General features: G+C 64.7%; 16 protein-coding genes. 11 read left to right on the top strand and 5 right to left on the bottom strand.

Translation table 11 applies throughout. The features are described from left to right. The first annotated feature begins 26 nt into the window (after positions 1–26). Together ABKS89_RS19190 and phnX are read left to right on the top strand one after the other, a co-directional pair. Complete coding sequence (locus tag ABKS89_RS19190) at positions 27–887, top strand: LysR substrate-binding domain-containing protein (RefSeq protein WP_138214699.1); 861 nt, start codon at positions 27–29, stop codon at positions 885–887. Positions 888–989: 102 nt separating this feature from the next. After that, positions 990–1,817, top strand: a complete 828-nt coding sequence (gene phnX / locus ABKS89_RS19195) for a phosphonoacetaldehyde hydrolase (RefSeq protein ID WP_138214700.1) — start codon at positions 990–992, stop codon at positions 1,815–1,817. Between the two features lie 277 nt (positions 1,818–2,094). Here the strand turns inward: phnX and ABKS89_RS19200 are convergent, their stop codons facing one another. Next, positions 2,095–2,385, bottom strand: a complete 291-nt coding sequence (locus tag ABKS89_RS19200) for a DUF6021 family protein (RefSeq protein WP_348586632.1) — start codon at positions 2,383–2,385, stop codon at positions 2,095–2,097. 194 nt (positions 2,386–2,579) lie between these two features. Here ABKS89_RS19200 and ABKS89_RS19205 point away from each other — a divergent pair, with 194 nt between their 5' ends. Continuing rightward, on the top strand, positions 2,580–3,866 hold the full coding sequence (locus tag ABKS89_RS19205; protein ID WP_348586633.1) for an OprD family porin: 1,287 nt from the start codon (positions 2,580–2,582) through the stop codon (positions 3,864–3,866). A 561-nt stretch (positions 3,867–4,427) separates the two neighbouring features. Beyond that, the gene (locus tag ABKS89_RS19210; RefSeq protein ID WP_348586635.1) at positions 4,428–4,709 is read left to right on the top strand and encodes a hypothetical protein; all 282 of its coding nucleotides are present in this window, start codon (positions 4,428–4,430) and stop codon (positions 4,707–4,709) included. 47 nt (positions 4,710–4,756) lie between these two features. Here ABKS89_RS19210 and ycaC read toward each other — a convergent pair whose 3' ends face one another. The 3 genes from ycaC to ABKS89_RS19225 all read right to left on the bottom strand — a co-directional run bounded on the left by ycaC (position 4,757) and on the right by ABKS89_RS19225 (position 7,085). Further along, a complete protein-coding gene (gene ycaC, locus ABKS89_RS19215) occupies positions 4,757–5,383 on the bottom strand; it encodes an isochorismate family cysteine hydrolase YcaC (RefSeq protein WP_045209191.1) in 627 nt (208 codons plus the stop codon). A gap of 51 nt (positions 5,384–5,434) precedes the next feature. Continuing rightward, on the bottom strand, positions 5,435–6,121 hold the full coding sequence (locus ABKS89_RS19220; RefSeq protein WP_138214704.1) for a hydrolase: 687 nt from the start codon (positions 6,119–6,121) through the stop codon (positions 5,435–5,437). Positions 6,122–6,218: 97 nt separating this feature from the next. Then, the gene (locus tag ABKS89_RS19225; RefSeq protein ID WP_348586637.1) at positions 6,219–7,085 is read right to left on the bottom strand and encodes a pirin family protein; all 867 of its coding nucleotides are present in this window, start codon (positions 7,083–7,085) and stop codon (positions 6,219–6,221) included. A 101-nt stretch (positions 7,086–7,186) separates the two neighbouring features. On the opposite strand from ABKS89_RS19225, the gene ABKS89_RS19230 reads away from it, so the two are divergent. The 3 genes from ABKS89_RS19230 to ABKS89_RS19240 all read left to right on the top strand — a co-directional run bounded on the left by ABKS89_RS19230 (position 7,187) and on the right by ABKS89_RS19240 (position 9,351). Continuing rightward, positions 7,187–8,092 (top strand): LysR family transcriptional regulator, encoded by a 906-nt coding sequence (locus ABKS89_RS19230; RefSeq protein ID WP_138214706.1) that lies wholly within the window; start codon positions 7,187–7,189, stop codon positions 8,090–8,092. Between the two features lie 239 nt (positions 8,093–8,331). Beyond that, a complete protein-coding gene (locus tag ABKS89_RS19235; protein WP_138214707.1) occupies positions 8,332–8,706 on the top strand; it encodes an NUDIX hydrolase in 375 nt (124 codons plus the stop codon). Between the two features lie 72 nt (positions 8,707–8,778). Continuing rightward, positions 8,779–9,351 (top strand): COG3904 family protein, encoded by a 573-nt coding sequence (locus ABKS89_RS19240; RefSeq protein ID WP_138214708.1) that lies wholly within the window; start codon positions 8,779–8,781, stop codon positions 9,349–9,351. Here ABKS89_RS19240 and pmrG read toward each other — a convergent pair. After that, positions 9,338–9,934, bottom strand: a complete 597-nt coding sequence (gene pmrG, locus ABKS89_RS19245) for a lipopolysaccharide core heptose(II)-phosphate phosphatase PmrG (RefSeq protein ID WP_518300956.1) — start codon at positions 9,932–9,934, stop codon at positions 9,338–9,340. The two genes, ABKS89_RS19240 and pmrG, sit on opposite strands and share 14 nt — an antisense overlap. Positions 9,935–10,274: 340 nt before the next feature. On the opposite strand from pmrG, the gene ABKS89_RS19250 reads away from it, so the two are divergent. The 4 genes from ABKS89_RS19250 to ABKS89_RS19265 all read left to right on the top strand — a co-directional run bounded on the left by ABKS89_RS19250 (position 10,275) and on the right by ABKS89_RS19265 (position 19,707). After that, complete coding sequence (locus tag ABKS89_RS19250) at positions 10,275–11,246, top strand: sensor domain-containing diguanylate cyclase (protein WP_348586639.1); 972 nt, start codon at positions 10,275–10,277, stop codon at positions 11,244–11,246. A 196-nt stretch (positions 11,247–11,442) separates the two neighbouring features. Next, on the top strand, positions 11,443–14,091 hold the full coding sequence (aceE, locus tag ABKS89_RS19255) for a pyruvate dehydrogenase (acetyl-transferring), homodimeric type (RefSeq protein ID WP_348586641.1): 2,649 nt from the start codon (positions 11,443–11,445) through the stop codon (positions 14,089–14,091). An 11-nt stretch (positions 14,092–14,102) separates the two neighbouring features. Beyond that, positions 14,103–16,028 (top strand): dihydrolipoyllysine-residue acetyltransferase, encoded by a 1,926-nt coding sequence (aceF, locus tag ABKS89_RS19260; protein WP_348586643.1) that lies wholly within the window; start codon positions 14,103–14,105, stop codon positions 16,026–16,028. Between the two features lie 301 nt (positions 16,029–16,329). Further along, a complete protein-coding gene (locus tag ABKS89_RS19265; protein WP_348586645.1) occupies positions 16,330–19,707 on the top strand; it encodes an autotransporter outer membrane beta-barrel domain-containing protein in 3,378 nt (1,125 codons plus the stop codon). Positions 19,708–19,803 lie beyond the last annotated feature (96 nt).

Genomic DNA, 19,803 nt, shown 5'->3' on the forward strand with positions numbered 1-19,803 from the left:
AGGCGCCCCCAATAAAAAGAGAAGCCATGTACCAGTACCACAAGTGGTTGCGCTCCTTTCATGCCGTGGCCCGCACTGGCAGCTTCACCCAGGCGGCGGCGCTGCTGAGCGTCGGCCAGCCGACCATCAGCGAGCAGGTCAGCGGGCTGGAGAAGCGCTTCTCGGTCGAGCTGTTCCACCGGCGCGGCCGCTTCATCGAGCTGAGCCCGGCCGGGGAGCAGCTCTACGCGATCACCCAGGGCCTGTTTGGCCAGGAGGACGAAGCCTTGCAACTGCTGCAGAGCTTCCAGCAGCGCAAGCAGGGCATGCTGCGCCTCGGTGCGGTGTCGCCGCCGATCGCCATGAGCCTGACCTACTCGCTGATGCAGCGGTACCCGGACATCGAACTGGAAACTTCCTTCACCAGCGAGGCCGGCACCCTGGAGCGGCTGTACAACTTCGACATCGACGTGGCGATCCTCGCCCTCTCCGAGTTCGACCAGCGCCTGAGCACCCAGCTGTACCGCACCTGCCCGATCCTCGCGGTGGTACGCGACGACCACCCCTGGGCTCGGCAGGAATCGGTCAGCGTGCAGGAGATCGCGCAGGAGCGTGTGGTCCTGCGCGAACCGGCCTCGCGCACCCGCCAGCTGGTGGAAGAAGGCTGCCGGAGGCATGGCGTGGAACTGGACTGCGCGATGCAGCTGAACAGCCGCGAGGCCATCGTGCATGCGGTGGTGCACGGCATCGGCGTGGGCTTCGTCTCGGCGGTGGAATACGCCGACCGGCCGGGCACGCGCTCCATCGCCTTCGCCGAGGACCCGTTCCACATCAGCTACTACCTGTGCTGCCTGGGCATCCGCCGCAAGCGGCCGATCATCGCCGAGCTGTTCGACTCCACGGCCTGACCTTCAACCCGAACAAAGTCTGAAACCGCGAGCCTGCCACCCCGCCGGGCGGGCTGCGCTCACCTTCGATTTCACAAGTAATCCCCTCACAGGAGCATCACCATGCACTACCAGCAACCCAAGCAACTGCAAGCCGCCATCCTCGACTGGGCCGGCACCGTCGTCGACTTCGGCTCCTTCGCGCCGACGCAGATCTTCGTCGAGGCCTTTGCCGAGTTCGGCGTAGAGGTCAGCCTGGAGGAAGCCCGCGGCCCGATGGGTATGGGCAAGTGGGACCACATCCGCACCCTGTGCGACATCCCCGCCATCGGCGAGCGCTACCGCGCCGCCTTCGGCCACCTGCCCACCGACGACGACGTCACCGCCATCTACGAACGCTTCATGCCGCTGCAGATCGAGAAGATCGCCGAGCATTCGGCGCTGATTCCCGGCGCGCTGGAGGCCATCGCCACCCTGCGCAAGGGCGGCCTGAAGATCGGCTCCTGCTCCGGCTACCCGGCGGTGGTGATGGAGAAGGTCGTGGCCCTGGCGAAGACCAACGGCTACGTCGCCGACCATGTGGTCGCTACCGATGAAGTGCCCAACGGCCGTCCGCACCCGGCCCAGGCGCTGGCCAACGTAATCGCCCTGGGCATCAACGACGTGGCCGCCTGCGTGAAGGTCGACGACACCTGGCCGGGCATCCTCGAAGGCCGCAGCGCCGGCATGTGGACCGTCGCGCTGACCTGCTCGGGCAATGCCCTGGGTCTGACCTATGAGCAGTACAAGGCGCTGACGGCGGAGAAGCTGGACCAGGAGCGCCGCCGCATCGGCCAGATGTTCGAAGGCTCGCGCCCGCACTACCTGATCGACACCATCGCCGAACTGCCGGCGGTGATTGCCGACATCAATGCGCGCCTGGCGCGGGGTGAGATGCCGCAGGCCTGCTGATTATTCGCCAGCTGAACTCGACGTAGGATGGCGTGGAGCGCAGCGATACCCATCACGCCCCGCGCCATCAGCATGGGTATCGCTGCGCTCCACCCATCCTACAAGTGCGTTCGAGGGAACGACGGCGTGGGGGTTGGCCCTCACACCAGCCCTCTCCCATAGGGAGAGGGGGCAGACTGTGCCGGCTGAAGCTGCAGTATCCCCCACGCCGATCAGTCCCCTCTCCCGCTTGAGGAGCGGGGCGCGCAGCCAGGGCTAGGGGTGAGGGGCTCTTGCTCTAATGCCCCGAATACGGCGGATACTTGTCCCCCGGCACGCGCCGCTGGCGCTGCGGGTCCGGGCCGTCATGGGGAACATGGGGCGGATGCGGCGGGTCGATCTGCGGGTCGGCGAGGTCCGGTGAATCCGGGTCGAAACCCAGCTCCGGGTCGATATGCCGCGAGCCGCCAAGGGGCACTTGGCGCTGCGGATAGCCTGGCAGCCCACGCTTGTCGCCGGGGCCGGTCCTGTCCGGCCAGCGTTCGGGGGAAACGCCCGGGCGCTCTGTGATTTCACCATGGCCTTTCATGCTCACCTCCAGCGATTCGGGTAATGGCATGACGGTGGACGCGGGGCTGCGCCAAAGGTTTCAGCCGATTGTCCGACGGTACCGCCGGCGGATTCGCCCAGGCGAAAACCCGCGATCTAGACCATGGTCGCAAAGACCCGTCCGCCCATCTGTGACACCTTCGCGCGCTTTTTTAGCGCCCCCGGAGTCACCGCATGCCCTCGCCCCTCTCCTCCAGCCCGCTCGCCCGCCTGAGCGCCCTCGCCCTGCTTGGTGGCATCGCCGCCCCGGCCAGCGCCGACTTCCTGGAGGACAGCAGCGCGCGCCTGGAATCGCGCACCTTCTACTTCAACCGCGACTTCCGCGACGGCAGCTCGTCCAACCCGCAGGGTGCCTCCAAGCGCGAGGAAACCGCGCAGGGCTTCATCCTCAATCTGCAGTCGGGCTACACCGAAGGCACCGTCGGCTTCGGCGTCGACGCCCTGGCCATGCTCGGCGTCAAGCTCGACTCCAGCCCTGCCGACAGCAACAGCGGCCTGCTGCCTTCCAGCGGCCACGACCCGCGCCACTCCGAGGACCAGTACGCCAAGGCTGGCGTCACCGGCAAGCTGCGTGTCTCACACACCCAGTTCAAGTACGGCGCGATGCTGCCGGACATGCCGCTGCTCAAGTACAACGACGGCCGCCTGCTGCCCAACATGTTCCACGGCGCGCAGCTGACCAGCGAGGAAATCGCCCACCTCAAGCTCACCGCCACACGCCTGGAGCGCTACACCGCGCGCGACTCCACCGATGCCCAGGACGTGCGCCTTAACTGCAAGAACAAGCGCTACGCCTGCGACACCACCGGCAACCGCTTCGACTCCTACCAGGCCGACTACCAGGTCAACGACCAACTCCTGCTGCAGTACGCCCAGGGCGGGCTGGAGAATGTCTACCGCCAGCGCTACGTCGGCATCGTCGGCAAGCAGGCGGTGGGCGCCGGCAAAGTCACCGCCGACCTGCGCTGGTTCGACAGCGACGACGACGGCTCGGCCCGCGCCGGCGAGATCGACAACCGCGCGCTGAGCCTGCTACTGGCCTATGCCCAGGGCGGCCACATCCTCAGCGCCGGCTGGCAGCGCATGACCGGCGACAGCTCCATGCCCTACCTCGATGGCAGCAACCCCTACCTCGCCAACTACGTGCAGGTGAACGACTTCGCCAACGCCCAGGAGCGCTCCTGGCAACTGCGCTACGACTTCGACCTGCGCAGCGTCGGCGTGCCCGGCCTGAGCTTCATGACCCGCTACGTCAACGGCGACCACATCGCCCTGGCCAACGGCGACGAGGGCAAGGAATGGGAGCGCGACGTGGAGTTCAAGTACGTGATCCAGACCGGCACCTTCAAGGACCTCAGCCTGCGCCTGCGCAACGCCACCTACCGCACCAACTACGAACAGTCGGCGCGCGATGTGGATGAGGTGAGGCTGATCGCCAGCTACAACTTCTCGATTCTCTGAAATGCCGGCAATCACTGGTGCGTAACGCCCATTTGCAGGAGCGCTGCCATGGGCGCGATCGCGCCCCCTGCATTTCTGGAAAGCGGCCCGCTCCTACAGGGGGACCGTCCTACGTATTGGGGAAAGGGATGAGACCCGTTTCATTCTGTCGGCAATGTCCTGCCTCGGGATCGCCGTCACCAACCGAAAAGTCCCACAGGCCATTAGCCTTGCGGGCCTACGAGCGCCGTCTCTAGCCTCTGGTTCGCCGCAGTTCATCGCGGACGGGCGTAGGAACCTGGCAATACCAACCCAAGGCACGGTGCTCCGTAGTCACGAATTGCAGGTGAAGATTGGCCTGTGAACTCGTGCTTTATGGTGGCCGTGCGGGGAGGCCTTCGGGTCTACCGGCTCCTTGGGTCCGGCATTCCTACCTCCGCACGGTCGCCTCTCTTCCCGTAGGAAGGTCGATTGGTGACTTCCATCCACCCATGGAATAACCAAACATGAACTATCCCTTTTTTACCCCCGCGCCCCGCCTTCTCTCACCACGCAAATCGACACTCTCTCCGGAGGTGCCCCATGCGTGAATTCCTCCCTGTTGCCCTGACCGGCCAATTCGGCGAAGAAGTCCTCTTCGTCAACGCCCTGGCCCCGGTCGAACACCTGCGCGAAGCCGCCCTGCGCCGCATCACGGCGGTCGAAGACCTGCTGCAACTGATGGAAGACGACAGCGACAGCGGCCTCATCCGCGCCACCGCCCGCTTCGCCTCCGCTTTGGCCCCACTGGTCTGCGAAGCCCGCCAGCTCTACGAACTGGCCCTGGAACGCCCCGACTACAAGGCGGGGCCGCTGGAACGATAAGGTCCGCCGCCGGGCCGGCCTCGCCGCGCCGGCCCGGCTGCGGCGGCTCACTTCTTGGCAGTCAGCGTGCTGTAGCTGGTGATCAGGTTGCGGTAGTCGGGGATGTGGTTGGAGAACAGCGCGGCCAGCCCTTCGATGTCGTTGCGCCAGTCGCGGTGCAGCTCACAGGCCACGCCGAACCAGGTCATCATCTGCGCGCCGGCGGCTTCCATGCGGCGCCAGGCGGCGTCACGGGTAACTTCGTTGAAGGTGCCGGAGGCGTCGGCGACGACGAACACGTCGAAGCCCTCTTCCAGCGCCGACAGTGCCGGGAAGGCCACGCAGACCTCGGTGACCACGCCGGCGATGATCAGCTGTTTCTTGCCGGTGGCCTTCACCGCCTTGACGAAGTCCTCGTTGTCCCAGGCGTTGATGTTGCCGGGCCGGGCGATGTAGGGCGCGTCGGGGAACAGGTCCTTCAGCTCGGGAACCAGCGGGCCGTTGGGGCCGTTCTCGAAACTGGTGGTGAGGATGGTCGGCAGCTTGAAGTACTTGGCCAGGTCGGCCAGGGCCAGGACGTTGTTCTTGAACTTGTCCGGTTCGATGTCACGCACCAGCGAGAGCAGACCGGCCTGGTGATCGACCAGCAATACGGCGGCCTGGGTCTTGTCGAGACGGACGTAGGGCTTGCTCATGGCGTTTCCTCGTTGCAGTGAAAGCCCGGCCGGAGCCGGGCAAGGGGCGAATCAGCGCTGGGAGTCCAGCACTTCGTGTTCGGTCACCACCTGCTGGGCCTTGGTGTAGCTTTCGATCAGCAGGCGGTAGTGCGGGAAGATCAGGCTGTAGGCCTCGGCCCACTGCGCAGCGTCGGGGCGGTTCCAGGTGCGCTGGATTTCCGAGGCGACGGCGGCGGTATCCATGGGCACCACGCCAGCCTGGACGACACGGGCCAGGGTGATTTCCTGCGCGGCCTTGGAGTAGGTGCCGGAGGCGTCGATCACGGCGAAGACCTTGTAGCCGGCGTTGACCGCGGCAATCGCCGGGAAGGCCATGCACACGCTGGTGATGGTGCCGGCGATGACCAGGGTCTTCTTGCCGGTGGCCTCGACGGCGGCGACGAATTCGGGGTTGTCCCAGGCGTTGATCTCGCCCTTGCGCGCCACGTACTGCGCATGCGGCGCGGCCTCGTGGATCTCGGGGATCAGCGGGCCGTTGGGGCCCTGCGGAACCGACGCGGTGGTGATCACCGGGATCTTCGCCAGCGTGGCGATCCTCGCCAGGGTGATGGCGTTGTTGCGCAGTTCGGTCATGGGCATGTCCTTGACCGTCTGGAACAGGCCGCTCTGATGGTCGATGAGCAGCATGGCGGTGTCGTCGGGATCGATCACCGGGCGCTGGCCGTTGAAGTTGGCGATCTGGTTGAAGTGGCTCATTTTGGGGTCTCCACAAAGGGCATCCGGCCCATGTAGCCCGCGCCTCCTGCGCGGGCGTTCATCCAGACTAGGCGACGCCTGAGTCGGGGGTATGACATCAGCGGGTCATCTGTCCGAAACGTCCGTTCTGGACGTCGGTAATGGCCTGCTGGATTTCGCTTTCGCTGTTCATCACGAAGGGGCCGTAGCCGACGATGGGCTCGTCCAGCGGCTCACCACTGAGCAGCAGCACCAGGGCATCGCTCTCGGCTTCCAGCTGCAGGCTGTCGCCGCGCCGGTCGAACAGCGCCAGCTGGCCTTCGCGCAGCGTTTCGCCGCCGCCCAGCCGGACGTTGCCGCGCAGCACCACCAGGGCGGTGTTGCGCCCCGCCTTGACGGCCAGTTCCAGCGGGCGGCCGGGCTGCAGGTGCAAGTCCCAGACATCCAGCGGGCTGAAGGTGTGGGCCGGGCCGGCGTGGCCGGCGTAGTCACCGGCAATCACCCGCAGGCTGCCGGCGCCATTGGCCAGTTCGATGCGCGGGATGTCACCGGCCAGCAACGTCTGGTAGGCCGGCGCGGTGCGTTTGTGGCGGGCCGGCAGGTTCACCCAGAGCTGGGCCATGTGCAGGTTGCCGCCGCTGCGGGCGAAGTCCGGCGAGTGGTATTCCTCATGGAGGATGCCGTCGCCGGCAGTCATCCACTGCACGTCGCCAGGGCCGATGCGGCCGCCACCCCCGCTGGAGTCGCGGTGTTCCAGTTCGCCGTCATAGACCAGGGTCACGGTCTCGAAGCCCCGGTGCGGGTGCTGGCCGACGCCGCGGCGCAGCGTACTGGGGCCAAAAGCGTGAGGGCCGGCATGGTCGAGCAGCAGGAAGGGGCTGAGGTGCTCGCCCAGGCTGTCGTAGGAAAACAGCGTGCGAACCGGAAAACCGTCACCGACCCAGTGCGGTCGGGCGGCGCTGTAGATGCCAAGAATCTGTTTCATCGGGTGCCTCCTGTAGTGCATGGAGGCCACGATACGGACGGAACAATTGCCCCGGTAGTCGGCAAAAATTACTATCAGTGTTCCACAAGAGGAACACTGGAATGGACGATCTCAACGACCTCTATTACTTCGCCCAGGTGGTCGAGCACGGCGGTTTCACCCCGGCCGGTCGCGCCCTGGACGAGCCCAAGTCGAAGCTGAGCCGGCGTATCGCCGCACTGGAGGAGCGCCTGGGCGTGCGGCTGATCCAGCGGTCGACGCGGCACTTCTCGGTGACCGAGATCGGTCAGGTGTTCTACCGGCACTGCGTGGCGATGCTGGTGGAAGCGGCAGCGGCCACCGAGGCCGTCGAGCAGCACCGTTCCGAGCCGCGCGGGGTGGTGAACCTGAGCTGCCCCACGGCACTGCTGAACTTCTGGGTCGGCCCGATGCTGGCGCGCTTCATGGTGCAGTACCCGCTGGTGGAGCTGCATGTGCAGAGCACCAACCGCCAGGTAGACCTGATCCAGGAAGGCATCGACATCGCCCTGCGGGTGCGCTTCCCGCCGCTGGAAAGCAGCGACCTGGTGATGAAGGTCCTGGGCGAAAGCCGCCAGCGTGTGGTGGGCACCCCGGCATTGCGTGAGCGCCTGCCGGCCAGGCCGACGCCGGCCGATGTGGCCGCCCTGCCGACGTTGCACTGGGGCGTGGTGCAGCGCGAGTACACCTGGCAGCTGGACGGCCCCAAGGGCGCCAGCGCGCAGGTGCGCTACCAGCCGCGGATGGTCACCGACGATCTGGTCGCCCTGCGCCAGGCCGCACTGGCGGGTGCCGGCGCGGTGCACATGCCGGCCGTGGTGGTCTGCGAGGACCTGAATGACGGCAAGCTGGTGAACCTGCTGCCGGACTGGGCGCCGCGCACCGGCGTGGTCCATGCAGTGTTCCCTTCGCGGCGCGGGCTGCTTCCATCGGTACGAACCTTGCTGGATTTTCTGGGTGAGGAGTTTGAGAAGAGCGATATGTCCTAAGCGGAGGTCCTTCAGGCCGGACAGAAAGTTCGCACTTCAACCCAGAGCACGGGTCGACCCTGAAGGAAATACGAGCCGGGAATAGGACGAGCTTTTCTTCAGAAAGGCCTGACATACCTTTTCAGCGACCAATCCTTACCATTTGTCGACATAAACGCCGTAACCAGTTCATCTGGTTGGAAATATCTGATTAATGTCTACCTTGAATACTGTTGGAAGATTGTCGAGGAGCAGCCGGTATGGCTAAGAACCTGAAAGAGCGCGCAACGGTCATCTGCCGCCTCGACGACAAGATTCTCTTCGTGCGCAAATCCAAGTCGAAATGGAACCTTCCCGGCGGCCGCATCGAGGCCGACGAGCGCCCCGGCCAGGCCGCCACCCGCGAGCTGATAGAGGAAACCGGGCTGGCCATCGAGCAGATGAACTACGTGGCGCCCCTGGAGCTGTACCAGACGCTGCACTACGTGTTCGAGACGCCGGTGGACCCGGCGCAGCAGCCCACTCCGCTGAACGAGATCGCCGACTGCCGCTGGTTCTCCCCCGAAGAGCTGGAACGTCGCCGGGTCAACAAGTCGGCACGCCGCCTGCTGCGCACCTGCCTGAAGGCCAGCTGACAGGCTGACGGACGCCGCGTATCAGGGTATCTTCAGCGCCTTCCTACAAGACGCTCGTACAGGATTCACCCCATGCTTCGCGCCGCCCTGCTTTGCACCCTTGCGCTGTCTTCCAGCCTCGCCCTCGCCCAGGTCGAGGTGAAACCGGTGCAGCATTCCAAGGTCGGCGAGGTGCTGGCGGTGCGGATCAGCGAGGAGATCGCTCCGGGCGATTACGAGCGCCTGTTCAAGGGGCTGATCGCCAACCCAGGCAAGTTCGCCCGCAAGGTAGCCCTGCTGGACAGCATCGGTGGCAGCGCCGCTGAATCGATCAAGATGGGTCGCCTGCTGCGCGAGTCCGGCTTCGAGACGCTGGTGCCGACCAACAGCGTCTGCCAGGGCTCCTGCGTCTACCTGCTGGCCGCCGGCAAGCACCGCACGGTGCGCGGCTATGTAGGCCTGCATCGCCCCTACTACCCCGCGGGCGATTCGTCCCAGGCGGCGGGCAGCTACAACGCCCGGACCTATTTCCGCGACATGGACATTCCGCTGGAACTGGCCGACACCATGCAGAGCATCGACCCGCAGCGCATGCGCGTGCTGACGTCGGAGGAATTGCTACGTTACCGGCTGGGCGCCACGCCCAGCCAGATCAGCGCCCGCTGACCTTCAGCGGCCACTGGTCGGCGTCGAGGTAGCCGAGCAAGCGCGGGCTCTTGTCCGTTTCACTGAGCACGAAGAGCGTCGAGGCGTAGTCCGGGGTTGCCGGGTCGTCCACGCTCACCGAGTGTTCCAGGTCCTCGATGCATTCGCTGTGGGTCACCAGGATCAGGTTGCGGTGCGCCACCTTGTGTTGCAGCGCCTGGTCCAGCATCGAGCCTTCGCATTTGTACAACCAGGGCTGCTCCTGCGGCGTACGGCCGAACATCGAGGAGGCGGTCTGGATGGCACGCAGCTGATCGCTGCTGAGGATGTCGGCATTGGCCAGGCCAAGGGTGGCGAAGTCCTGACCGATGGCATGGGCACTCTGGCCGCCACGCACAGTGATGCCATCGACATTGCCCAGGCAGGGTGCACTGGAACGATCACACCGTTCGGCGTGACGCACCAGCACGATCAGGTCGCCGTTCTGCCAGTGCTCGCGCAATTCCGCCTGGCGCTGGGCATCGCCCACCAGGGGAGTCGGCCGCGAGAAGTCCAGGGGCAGGAAGCCACTGAGCAGTGCGATCACCGGGAGGATCGCCAGCAAGGATAACCAACCGCGGGACAGTGATCTGAAGAACTTCGGGATGGGCATGGTTCAGGCCGTGCAGCTGGAAAGAGTCCGCGTCCGTTTCCCTCTTCGAAGGAGGGAGGCCCGACCCATCCCTGGGATGACCATCGCACTGCGGGGTTGTCAGATGGCGGGCAAGCAAACCCTATCGCCGGATTCGTGAAGAACCCGTTATGAATTGCTGAAGAATCCGTCTCTGTCAGAAACAACCGTCCGTCGCCCCGCCGCTTTCATACTGCCGGCTGACGCATTCAGCCGGCTTTCGGTCATCGCACTGTGGTAGAACAAGGCACTGTGCCACCACCGAGCCGCCGCTATGCCGTACGACGCCTCCCCGGAAAATCCCGTCTACCAGACCCTCCTCGAATCCACCCGCGCCATCCCGTGGAAAATCGACTGGCGATCCATGACCTTCGCCTACATCGGCCCGCAGATCGAAGACCTTCTGGGCTGGAGCCAGGCCAGTTGGGTCAGCGCCAACGACTGGGCCGAGCGCATGCACCCGGAGGATCGCGAGCGCGTGGTGAACTTCTGCGTGTCGCAGTCCCGCGAGGGCACCGACCACGAGGCGGACTACCGCGCCCTCACCTCCTCCGGTGACTACGTGTGGATTCGCGACGTGGTGCATGTGGTGCGCGACGACAATGGCGAGGTGGATTCGCTGGTCGGCTTCATGTTCGACATCAGCGAGCGCAAGCGCGCCGAAGAGCAGCTGATCATGCTGCAGCGCCAGCTTGAGGAGTATTCGTACAAGGACGGCCTGACCGGCGTGGCCAACCGGCGCATGTTCGATTCGGTGCTGGACACCGAATGGGGCAGCGCCCAGCGCAGCGGCCAGCCGCTTTCGCTGGTGCTGCTGGATATCGACTACTTCAAGCAGTTCAACGATCACTACGGGCACATCCAGGGCGACGACTGCCTGCGCAGCGTCGGCAAGGCGCTGGCCGGCGCGCTGCATCGGCCCAGGGACTTCATCGCACGCTTCGGTGGCGAGGAGTTCGTGCTGGTGCTGCCGGAGACCGACAGCGAGGCCGCGCGGCAGATCGCCGAGCGTTGCCGCAGCGTGCTGCGCGAGCAGCGCATCGCCCATGGGAAGTCCGCCGTCTCCGACCTGCTGACCATCAGCCTGGGCGTGGGCACCGCCGTGCCCTCCACCAGCGACCGTCCGCTTGACTTCGTCGCGGCGGTGGATCGCCTGCTCTACCAGGCCAAGCAGGCCGGACGCGACCGGCTGGTAGCCGCGCACTGGAGTCGTGGCGACGACCTGCGGCGTGACTCGCTTCGCTAACCCTGCTGCGACGTCCTGACTCGACCAACCGGACGGGCACTGGCGCCAGAGCTGTCTAAGCTCTATAGCCACACGCGCGTGCCGGCGGCAGCGCGGCGGCCTCACGAGGGTTGCCGCCCTCTGCGCCAAATCGATGGATCACCTGGCCCGGAGCCGGCATTGCGTAGAGCCGACCCCGTAACCAGGACCCCTGACCATGCACGATATCGACCCCGTCGAAACCCAGGAATGGCTGGACGCGCTGGAATCCGTACTGGAAAAAGAAGGCGAAGAGCGCGCCCACTACCTGATGACTCGCCTAGGCGAGCTGGCCAGCCGAACCGGCACGCAACTGCCCTACGCCATCACCACGCCTTACCGCAACACCATCCCGGTAGGCCACGAAGCCCGCATGCCGGGCGATTTGTTCATGGAGCGGCGTATCCGCTCGCTGGTGCGCTGGAACGCGCTGGCCATGGTGATGCGCGCCAACCACAAGGACCCGTCGCTGGGCGGGCACATCTCCACCTTCGCCTCCTCGGCGACCCTCTATGACATCGGTTTCAACTACTTCTTCAACGGCCCCACCGAAGAGCACGCCGGCGACCTGATCTACTTCCAGGGCCACGCCTCGCCGGGCTTCTACGCCCGCGCCTACATCGAGGGTCTGCTCACCGACGAGCAACTGGAGAACTTCCGCCAGGAGGTGGACGGCAAGGGCATTTCCTCTTATCCGCACCCGCGCCTGATGCCGAAGTTCTGGCAGTTCCCGACCGTGTCCATGGGGCTGGGGCCGATCCAGGCGATCTACCAGGCACGCTTCATGAAGTACCTGGAAAGCCGTGGCTTCATTCCCGCCGGCAAGCAGAAGGTCTGGTGCTTCCTGGGTGACGGCGAGACCGACGAGCCGGAGTCCCTGGGCGCGATCTCCCTGGCCGGGCGGGAGAAGCTCGACAACCTGATCTTCGTGGTGAACTGCAACCTGCAGCGTCTGGACGGCCCGGTGCGCGGCAACGGCAAGATCATCCAGGAACTGGAGGGTGTGTTCCGCGGCGCCAACTGGAACGTGATCAAGGTGATCTGGGGTCGCTTCTGGGACCCGCTGTTCGCCAAGGACACCGCCGGCCTGATGCAGGCGCGCATGGACGAGGCGGTGGACGGCGACTACCAGAACTACAAGGCCAAGGACGGCGCCTTTGTCCGCGAGCACTTCTTCGGCACGCGGCCGGAGCTGCTGGAGATGGTCAAGGACCTCTCCGACGAGGAAATCTGGAAGCTCAACCGCGGCGGCCACGATCCCTACAAGGTCTACGCCGCCTACCACGCAGCGGTGAACCACAAGGGCCAGCCCAGCGTGGTGTTGGCCAAGACCATCAAGGGCTACGGCACCGGCACCGGCGAGGCGAAGAACATCGCCCACAACATCCACGAGATCGACGTGGACAGCCTGCGCGCCTTCCGCGACCGCTTCGACATCCCGATCAAGGACGCGGACCTGGCCAAGCTGCCCTTCTACCGCCCCGACGAGGGCAGCGCCGAGGCGCGCTACCTGAAGGAGCGCCGCGCTTCCCTGGGCGGCTTCATGCCCCACCGCCACGGCAACAGCCAGCGCATCCCGGCGCCGCCGCTGGAGACGCTCAAGGCGCTGCTCGACGGCTCCGGCGACCGCGAGATTTCCACCACCATGGCCTTCGTGCGGATCATCTCGCAGCTGGTGAAGGACAAGGAGCTGGGCCAGCGCATCGTGCCGATCATCCCCGACGAGGCGCGCACCTTCGGCATGGAAGGCATGTTCCGCCAGCTCGGCATCTATTCCTCGGTGGGCCAGCTCTACGAGCCGGTCGACAAGGAACAGCTGATGTTCTATCGCGAGGACAAGAAGGGCCAGATCCTCGAGGAAGGCATTACCGAGGCCGGTGCGATGTCGTCCTTCATCGCCGCCGGCACGGCCTATAGCAACTACCGCCAGCCGATGCTGCCGTTCTACATCTTCTATTCGATGTTCGGCTTCCAGCGCATTGGCGACCTGGCCTGGGCAGCCGGGGACAGCCTCACACGTGGCTTCCTGCTCGGTGGCACCGCCGGGCGCACCACGCTCAACGGCGAGGGCCTGCAGCACGAGGACGGCCACAGCCATGTGCTGGCGTCGGTGATCCCCAACTGCCGCACCTACGATCCGACCTACTCCTACGAGCTGGCGGTGATCATCCAGGAAGGCGTGCGGCAGATGATGCAGGAGCAGCAGGAGGTCTTCTACTACATCACCGTGATGAACGAGAACTACCCTCACCCGCCGCTGCCCAAGGGCGCCGAGGAAGGCATCATCAAGGGCATGTACCTGCTCGACGAGGACAAGCGCGCCGCCGCGCACCACGTGCAGTTGCTCGGCTCGGGCACCATCCTGCGCGAGGTAGAGGCCGCTGCGCGGATACTGCGTGAAGACTTCGGCATCGGTGCGGACGTCTGGTCCGTGCCCAGCTTCAACGAGCTGCGCCGCGACGGCCTCGCGGTGGAGCGCTGGAACCGCCTGCATCCGGGACAGAAGCCACGGCCCAGCTATGTCGAGCAGTGCCTGGGCGGACGGCGCGGGCCGGTGGTGGCGTCCACCGACTACATGAAGGTCTACGCCGACCAGATTCGCCAGTGGGTGCCAACCAAGGAATACAAGGTGCTGGGCACCGACGGCTTCGGCCGCAGCGACACCCGCGCCAAGCTGCGCCACTTCTTCGAGGTCGACCGCCACTGGGTAGTGCTAGCCGCGTTGGAAGCCCTGGCCGATCGCGGCGACATCGAGCCGAAAGTGGTAGCCGAGGCCATCGCGAAATTCGGCCTCGACCCGGAAAAAACCAACCCGCTGGACTGCTGAGGAGAGGCACGATGAGCGAGACCATTCGCGTACCCGACATCGGCAACGGCCAGGGCGAAGTCATCGAACTGCTGGTCAAGGTCGGCGACCGTATCGAGGCCGACCAGAGCCTGCTGACGCTGGAGTCCGACAAGGCCAGCATGGAGATTCCCGCGCCCAAGGCCGGCGTGGTGAAGGCCATCAAGGTGAAGGTCGGCGACACCCTCAAGGAAGGCGATGAAATCCTCGAACTCGAGGCCGAAGGCGGCGCCGCCGAAGCCAGGGTAGAGGAGCCGGCCCAACCTGCCGCCGAGGAACCCCAGCCCGCCGCCCCGGCGCCTCAGCCTGTGCCTTCCGGTGGCGGCGTGGAAACCATCAAGGTGCCGGACATCGGCAATGGCCAGGGAGAGATCATCGAACTGATGGTCAAGGTCGGCGACCGCATCGAGGCCGACCAAAGCCTGCTGACGCTGGAGTCCGACAAGGCCAGCATGGAGATTCCCGCGCCGAAGGCCGGCGTGGTGAAGGCCATCAAGGTGAAGATCGGCGACACACTCAAGGAAGGCGACGACATCCTCGAACTGGAAACCGAGGGCAGCGCTGCGCCGGCCAGCACACCGGCCGCAGCGGCGCCTGCCTCCGCCCCTGCTCCTGCGAATGAAGAGAAGCCAGCCCCCGCCCCGGCTGCCAGTGGCGGCGTGGAGACCATCCGCGTACCGGATATCGGCAACGGCCAGGGCAACGTCATCGAGCTGATGGTCAAGGTGGGTGACAGCATCGAGGCCGACCAGAGCCTGCTGACGCTGGAGTCCGACAAGGCCAGCATGGAGATTCCCGCGCCGAAGGCCGGCGTGGTGAAGGCCATCAAGGTGAAGATCGGCGACACGCTCAAGGAAGGCGACGAGATCCTCGACCTGGAAGTGGCGGGCGGCGCTCCGGCTCCCGCTGCCGCCGCAGAAAAACCGGCCGCTGCGCCAGCGGCAAAAGCCGAACCGCCCAAGGCGTCGGACGTCGCCCCAGTGGGCGCGCCCAGCCGCGACGGCACCAAGGTGCATGCGGGCCCCGCTGTGCGCATGGTTGCCCGCGAGTTCGGTGTCGACCTGGCGCAAGTCAGCGGCAGCGGGCCCAAGGGCCGCATCCTCAAGGAAGACGTGCAGGCGTTCGTGAAGGAGCAGCTGCAACGCAGCAAATCCGGCGCGGCGGCGGGAGCAACCGGTGGCGCGGGCATCCCGCCGATCCCGGAAATCGACTTCAGCAAGTTCGGCGAAACCGAGGAAGTGGCGATGACCCGCCTGATGCAGGTCGGCGCCAGCAACCTGCACCGCAGCTGGCTGAACGTGCCCCACGTGACGCAGTTCGAGTCCGCCGACATCACCGAAGCGGAGGCCTTCCGCATCGCGCAGAAGGCGGCGGCGGAAAAGGCCGGGACCAAGCTGACCATCCTGCCGATCCTGCTCAAGGCCTGCGCCCACCTGCTGCGCGAACTGCCGGACTTCAACAGCTCGCTCGCCCCCAGCGGCAAGGCGCTGATCCGCAAGAAGTACGTGCATATCGGCTTCGCCGTGGACACCCCGGACGGCCTGCTGGTGCCGGTGATCCGCGACGTCGACCGGAAAGGTCTGCTGCAGCTGGCGCTGGAGGCCGCCGAGCTGGCGGAGAAAGCGCGGACCAAGAAGCTCTCCGCCGACGCCATGCAGGGTGCCTGCTTCACCATCTCCAGCCTCGGGCACATCGGCGGCACCGGCTTCACCCCCATCGTCAACGCACCGGAAGTGGCGATCCTCGGCGTGAGTAAGGCAGCCATGCAACCGGTGTGGGACGGCAGGGCCTTCCAGCCAAGGCTGATGCTGCCGCTGTCGCTGTCCTACGACCACCGGGTGATCAACGGTGCGGCGGCAGCGCGGTTTACCCGGCGGCTCGGGGAAGTGCTGGGGGATATTCGCAGCCTGTTGCTCTAATCGTCGAAAGAGCACTTGTCAGCAGCCCCGCTTCGGCGGGGCTTTCTCATGCAGGAATATCCGCAAGACTTATGCGTGAGATGTTTGAGCAGGGAATAGAAAAAGAAACAGACTTATAAAATATCTCGCAAATATACAAGAAGACAAAAAACCCTATAGCTCAGAATAAACCCACCCCAAGGAAGTCATAAACCGATATATCAAAACCTGAACTTCTCGAACAATCACTCGCGCACCACAGCCCTCGAAAGGCCCACTCCAGAGCCTTCGGGAGCACTGGGTGCTTCTATCGATTGAATGGATGAAGTTCGTCATGAGAAAAAACAAATCTGCCATTCCCAACAAGATCGCCTTAGCCATCTCGCTGGCCGCTGTGGCCCCCAGCCTGCCGCTGTTCGCTCAGGAAACCCAGTTCGTAAGAACGCCGGATGGGAAGGCCATGTTCGAGGCCAGGTTCTTCGATATCGAGGACGGAAAATTCTTCAGCCACAACGGAGAATCGGTCTCTTCTACCTGGAATCTGAATGAGCAACAAAAGCAGAAAATACTTCAGGGCATCAGCTACTGGGCCAACATCATCAAGCCGCAAACTGGCCAGCTCCCAGTCGCTATAAATATAGGCACCTACAACGATGCTAATGCGGGAGCAATCGGCGGATCGGCGCCGGCCACCGCCGGAATCTACCTTTCGCAAGTTCAGGCTGCACTGACCGATCAGCCTGCTGGAGCTCCCGTAGAGGGCTCCTACGGCCAATTCTTCATGGGCAAGATGAATTGGGACACCGTTAACTACCTCCCTTCACAGCTTCCCATCTCCCCCGATACGGATCTAACCGCCTTGTCCGTGCATGAACTGGCCCATGCACTGGGTATCAGCAGCTCGATCGCGGAAAAGAATGGCGCAAACTCATTTACGCCCTACTTCGAAGATACGATCAGCCGTTGGTCAGCCCACCTGCGCGATGACAACGGCAATCCAGCCCGCCCCGATCAGGCCGTAGTGTGCAGCGGCATGTGCCTAAATGCCTACGACCCGGGAGCCTTCGACCTGCGCAAGGATCAAGGCTACTTCACCGGCGACGCCGTCAGCGAGGTGCTGGAAGGGGCCATGCCTGGGGTTCCGATCAAGATCAATGGTGAAGACGGAAAAGTAGACACCGACTACATGAGCCACCTTGAGCTGAAAAACAGCCTAATGAGTCACCAGGACTACCGCAACTACACCACCTTCATGGAGGTGGAACTGGCAGTCCTGCAGGACCTTGGCTACCAGATCGACCGGCGAAACTTCTTCGGCCACTCGGTCTACGGCGACAACCAGACCCTTTACAACCAGCACGGCTACTACCAGCGCAATGCCGAAGGCACCGACTATCTGGTCGGCGCCTACAGCACCACCGCTCTCGGCATGGGGCTGCACGTGTATGGCAGCCACAACCAGATATTCCAGCAGGCTGACCTGCTCACGCGCGGTGATGGCGCGGCCGGCATACGCGTCGACGGTGAAGGCAACACCCTTGTCGTGGAGCCGGGTACACGTATCCATGCCGATGGCCTGAACGGCCGCGGCGTACTCTTCGCCTATGGCAAGGAACATAACTTCGTTCAACGTGGCGATATCGAAGCGTTGGGCGAGCGGGGCATCGCAGCGGAATTCAACTTCGGCAACAACATGCTCGGCAATGCGGGCGATTACCGGGGTTCCTTCATCGACACCGCCAATACCTCCAGCACGAATGAAGATGAGGATGAGGACGACGACGACAATAAAAAAGAGATACGCGCAGAACTCCGGGGCGCCCTGGTGAATAGCGCCGATATCAGTGGCCGCCTGGCCGGCACGGTCGCCGCCATCTCCATTTCCGATAATGCGCTGGTGCAGAACATCAACATCCTCAGCGGCGCGAAGATCGAAGGCAACATCCTCTCGGCCTACAACCAGAAGGACGAAGCCGACGAGCAGCGCCTGACCCAGCTGACCTTCGGCCGCCTCGCCGATGGCGCGGGCCGCGCCCTGAACCGGGCCGACCCGAACTTCCACATGACCTACAACGGCGACATCCAGGGCATCAACAACTTCGCCCTCAGCCTGCGTGGCGGCGAAACCTCGCTGGGCGGCAAGAACCAGCTCTACAGTGTCGAGGTTGCCGAAGGTGCCACACTGACAGGCAATGGGCGATTCAAGCTCAACGATGAAGGTGAGTTCGTCAACCGCGGCACCGTTGCGCCCGGCAACTCCATCGGTACCCTCACCGTCGACGGCGACTTCCAGCAGACCCGAAGCGGCCGGCTGCTGATGGATGTCAACGACAAGGGCCAACACGACACCCTGAAGGTCAATGGCAATGCCACCCTCGCTGGCCGCCTCACCGTGACCCCGCAGCGCGGCTGGTACTCCCCGAGCTGGCAGTTGCAGTCCAGCCAATTGCTGCAGAGCACCTCGAAAACGGGAACCTTCGACAAGATCGAACTGCTTTCCAGTTCGCCGACGCTATCCTTGCTGGCAACCCCGCAGAAAAGCGGTGACTACCTGCTGCACTTCACTCGCGCCGGCAACGCTTACAGTCAGTATGCCCTGAGCAAGAATGGCGGCCAGGTGGGCGACGCGCTGAGCCGTGGGGTCACCACCTCGGCCAGCCCCGACCGCCGGCAGCTCTATACCACTCTGGACTTCTCCAACCCCGACGGCAGCACGATCGCCACGGCGCTGGAACAGCTCTCCCCGTCCGCCTACAGCGCCATGATGGCAAGTTCCCTGCAGCGCGAGCAGCAGGTCGCCGACGCCATCAGCGCCCGCGAGCCGGGCAAGCTGCGTGATGATGAGTGGCAGGCGTTCATCCAGCCTTTCGGCGGCAATACTCGGCAGAACGGCGAAAATAATACTGTCGGCTACACCACCAACAGCTCCGGCGTGATCTTCGGCGCGGAAACCGCCGCCACCAGCGACGGCGCGTTGATCGTCGGCCTGCACGGTGCCGCCAGCAAGCAGAACCTCAACCTGAAGGACCCGCAGCACGGCGATGGCGATACCACGGCGTTGGAGTTGGGTGCACACGTCCGCTACGCACTCGACCCGATGGCCGGCACCTATTGGCTGGGTAGCGCCCGCGTCGGCTACGAGAACGGCGAACTCAAGCGCAAGCTCAACTTCGACGACTACTCGGCCCGCAACAAGGCCGACTGGACCGGCAAGAGCGCGTCCGTGGTCGGCGGCGGCGGCTATCGCTTCCAGCTGAACGAAAACGTCAGCCTGGGCCCGATCGCCACGCTGACCTACACCAGCCTGTGGCGTGACGGCACCCACGAGAAGGGCGCCGATGGCTCCGCGCTGAAGCTGAAGTCCCAGCAGTTCGATTCGCTGCGCTCCAGCGTCGGTCTGAACAGCGCGATGAAATTCCCGCTCGAAGGCGGCCGCGCCATCAAGGCCGAAGGCCAGGTCACCTGGAACCACGAACTGCTGAACACCGACCTGATCCAGGACGCGACTTTCGCCAACTACCAGGGCTCCTCGTTCCGCAGCAAGAACACCGTCATGGACCGCGACTCCATGGGCCTGCGCGGCAACGTCCGCTACTCGCTCAGCGAGAACGTGGACATCGGCGCGGGTGTGGCCAGCGACCTGTTCCGCACGGGCTACAACTCGGTGTCAGGCACCCTGTCGCTGGACTGGCGCTTCTGATCCAACCTCCCCGCGCCCGGCGCGGGGAATCCATCTTTCTCGGAGGTTGCCGCCCTTCGGGGCGGCCTTCTTGGCTATCTACCCGAGCGCGAATCC

Source organism: Pseudomonas sp. LABIM340 (assembly GCF_040017195.2).
Taxonomy (GTDB): Bacteria; Pseudomonadota; Gammaproteobacteria; order Pseudomonadales; family Pseudomonadaceae; genus Pseudomonas.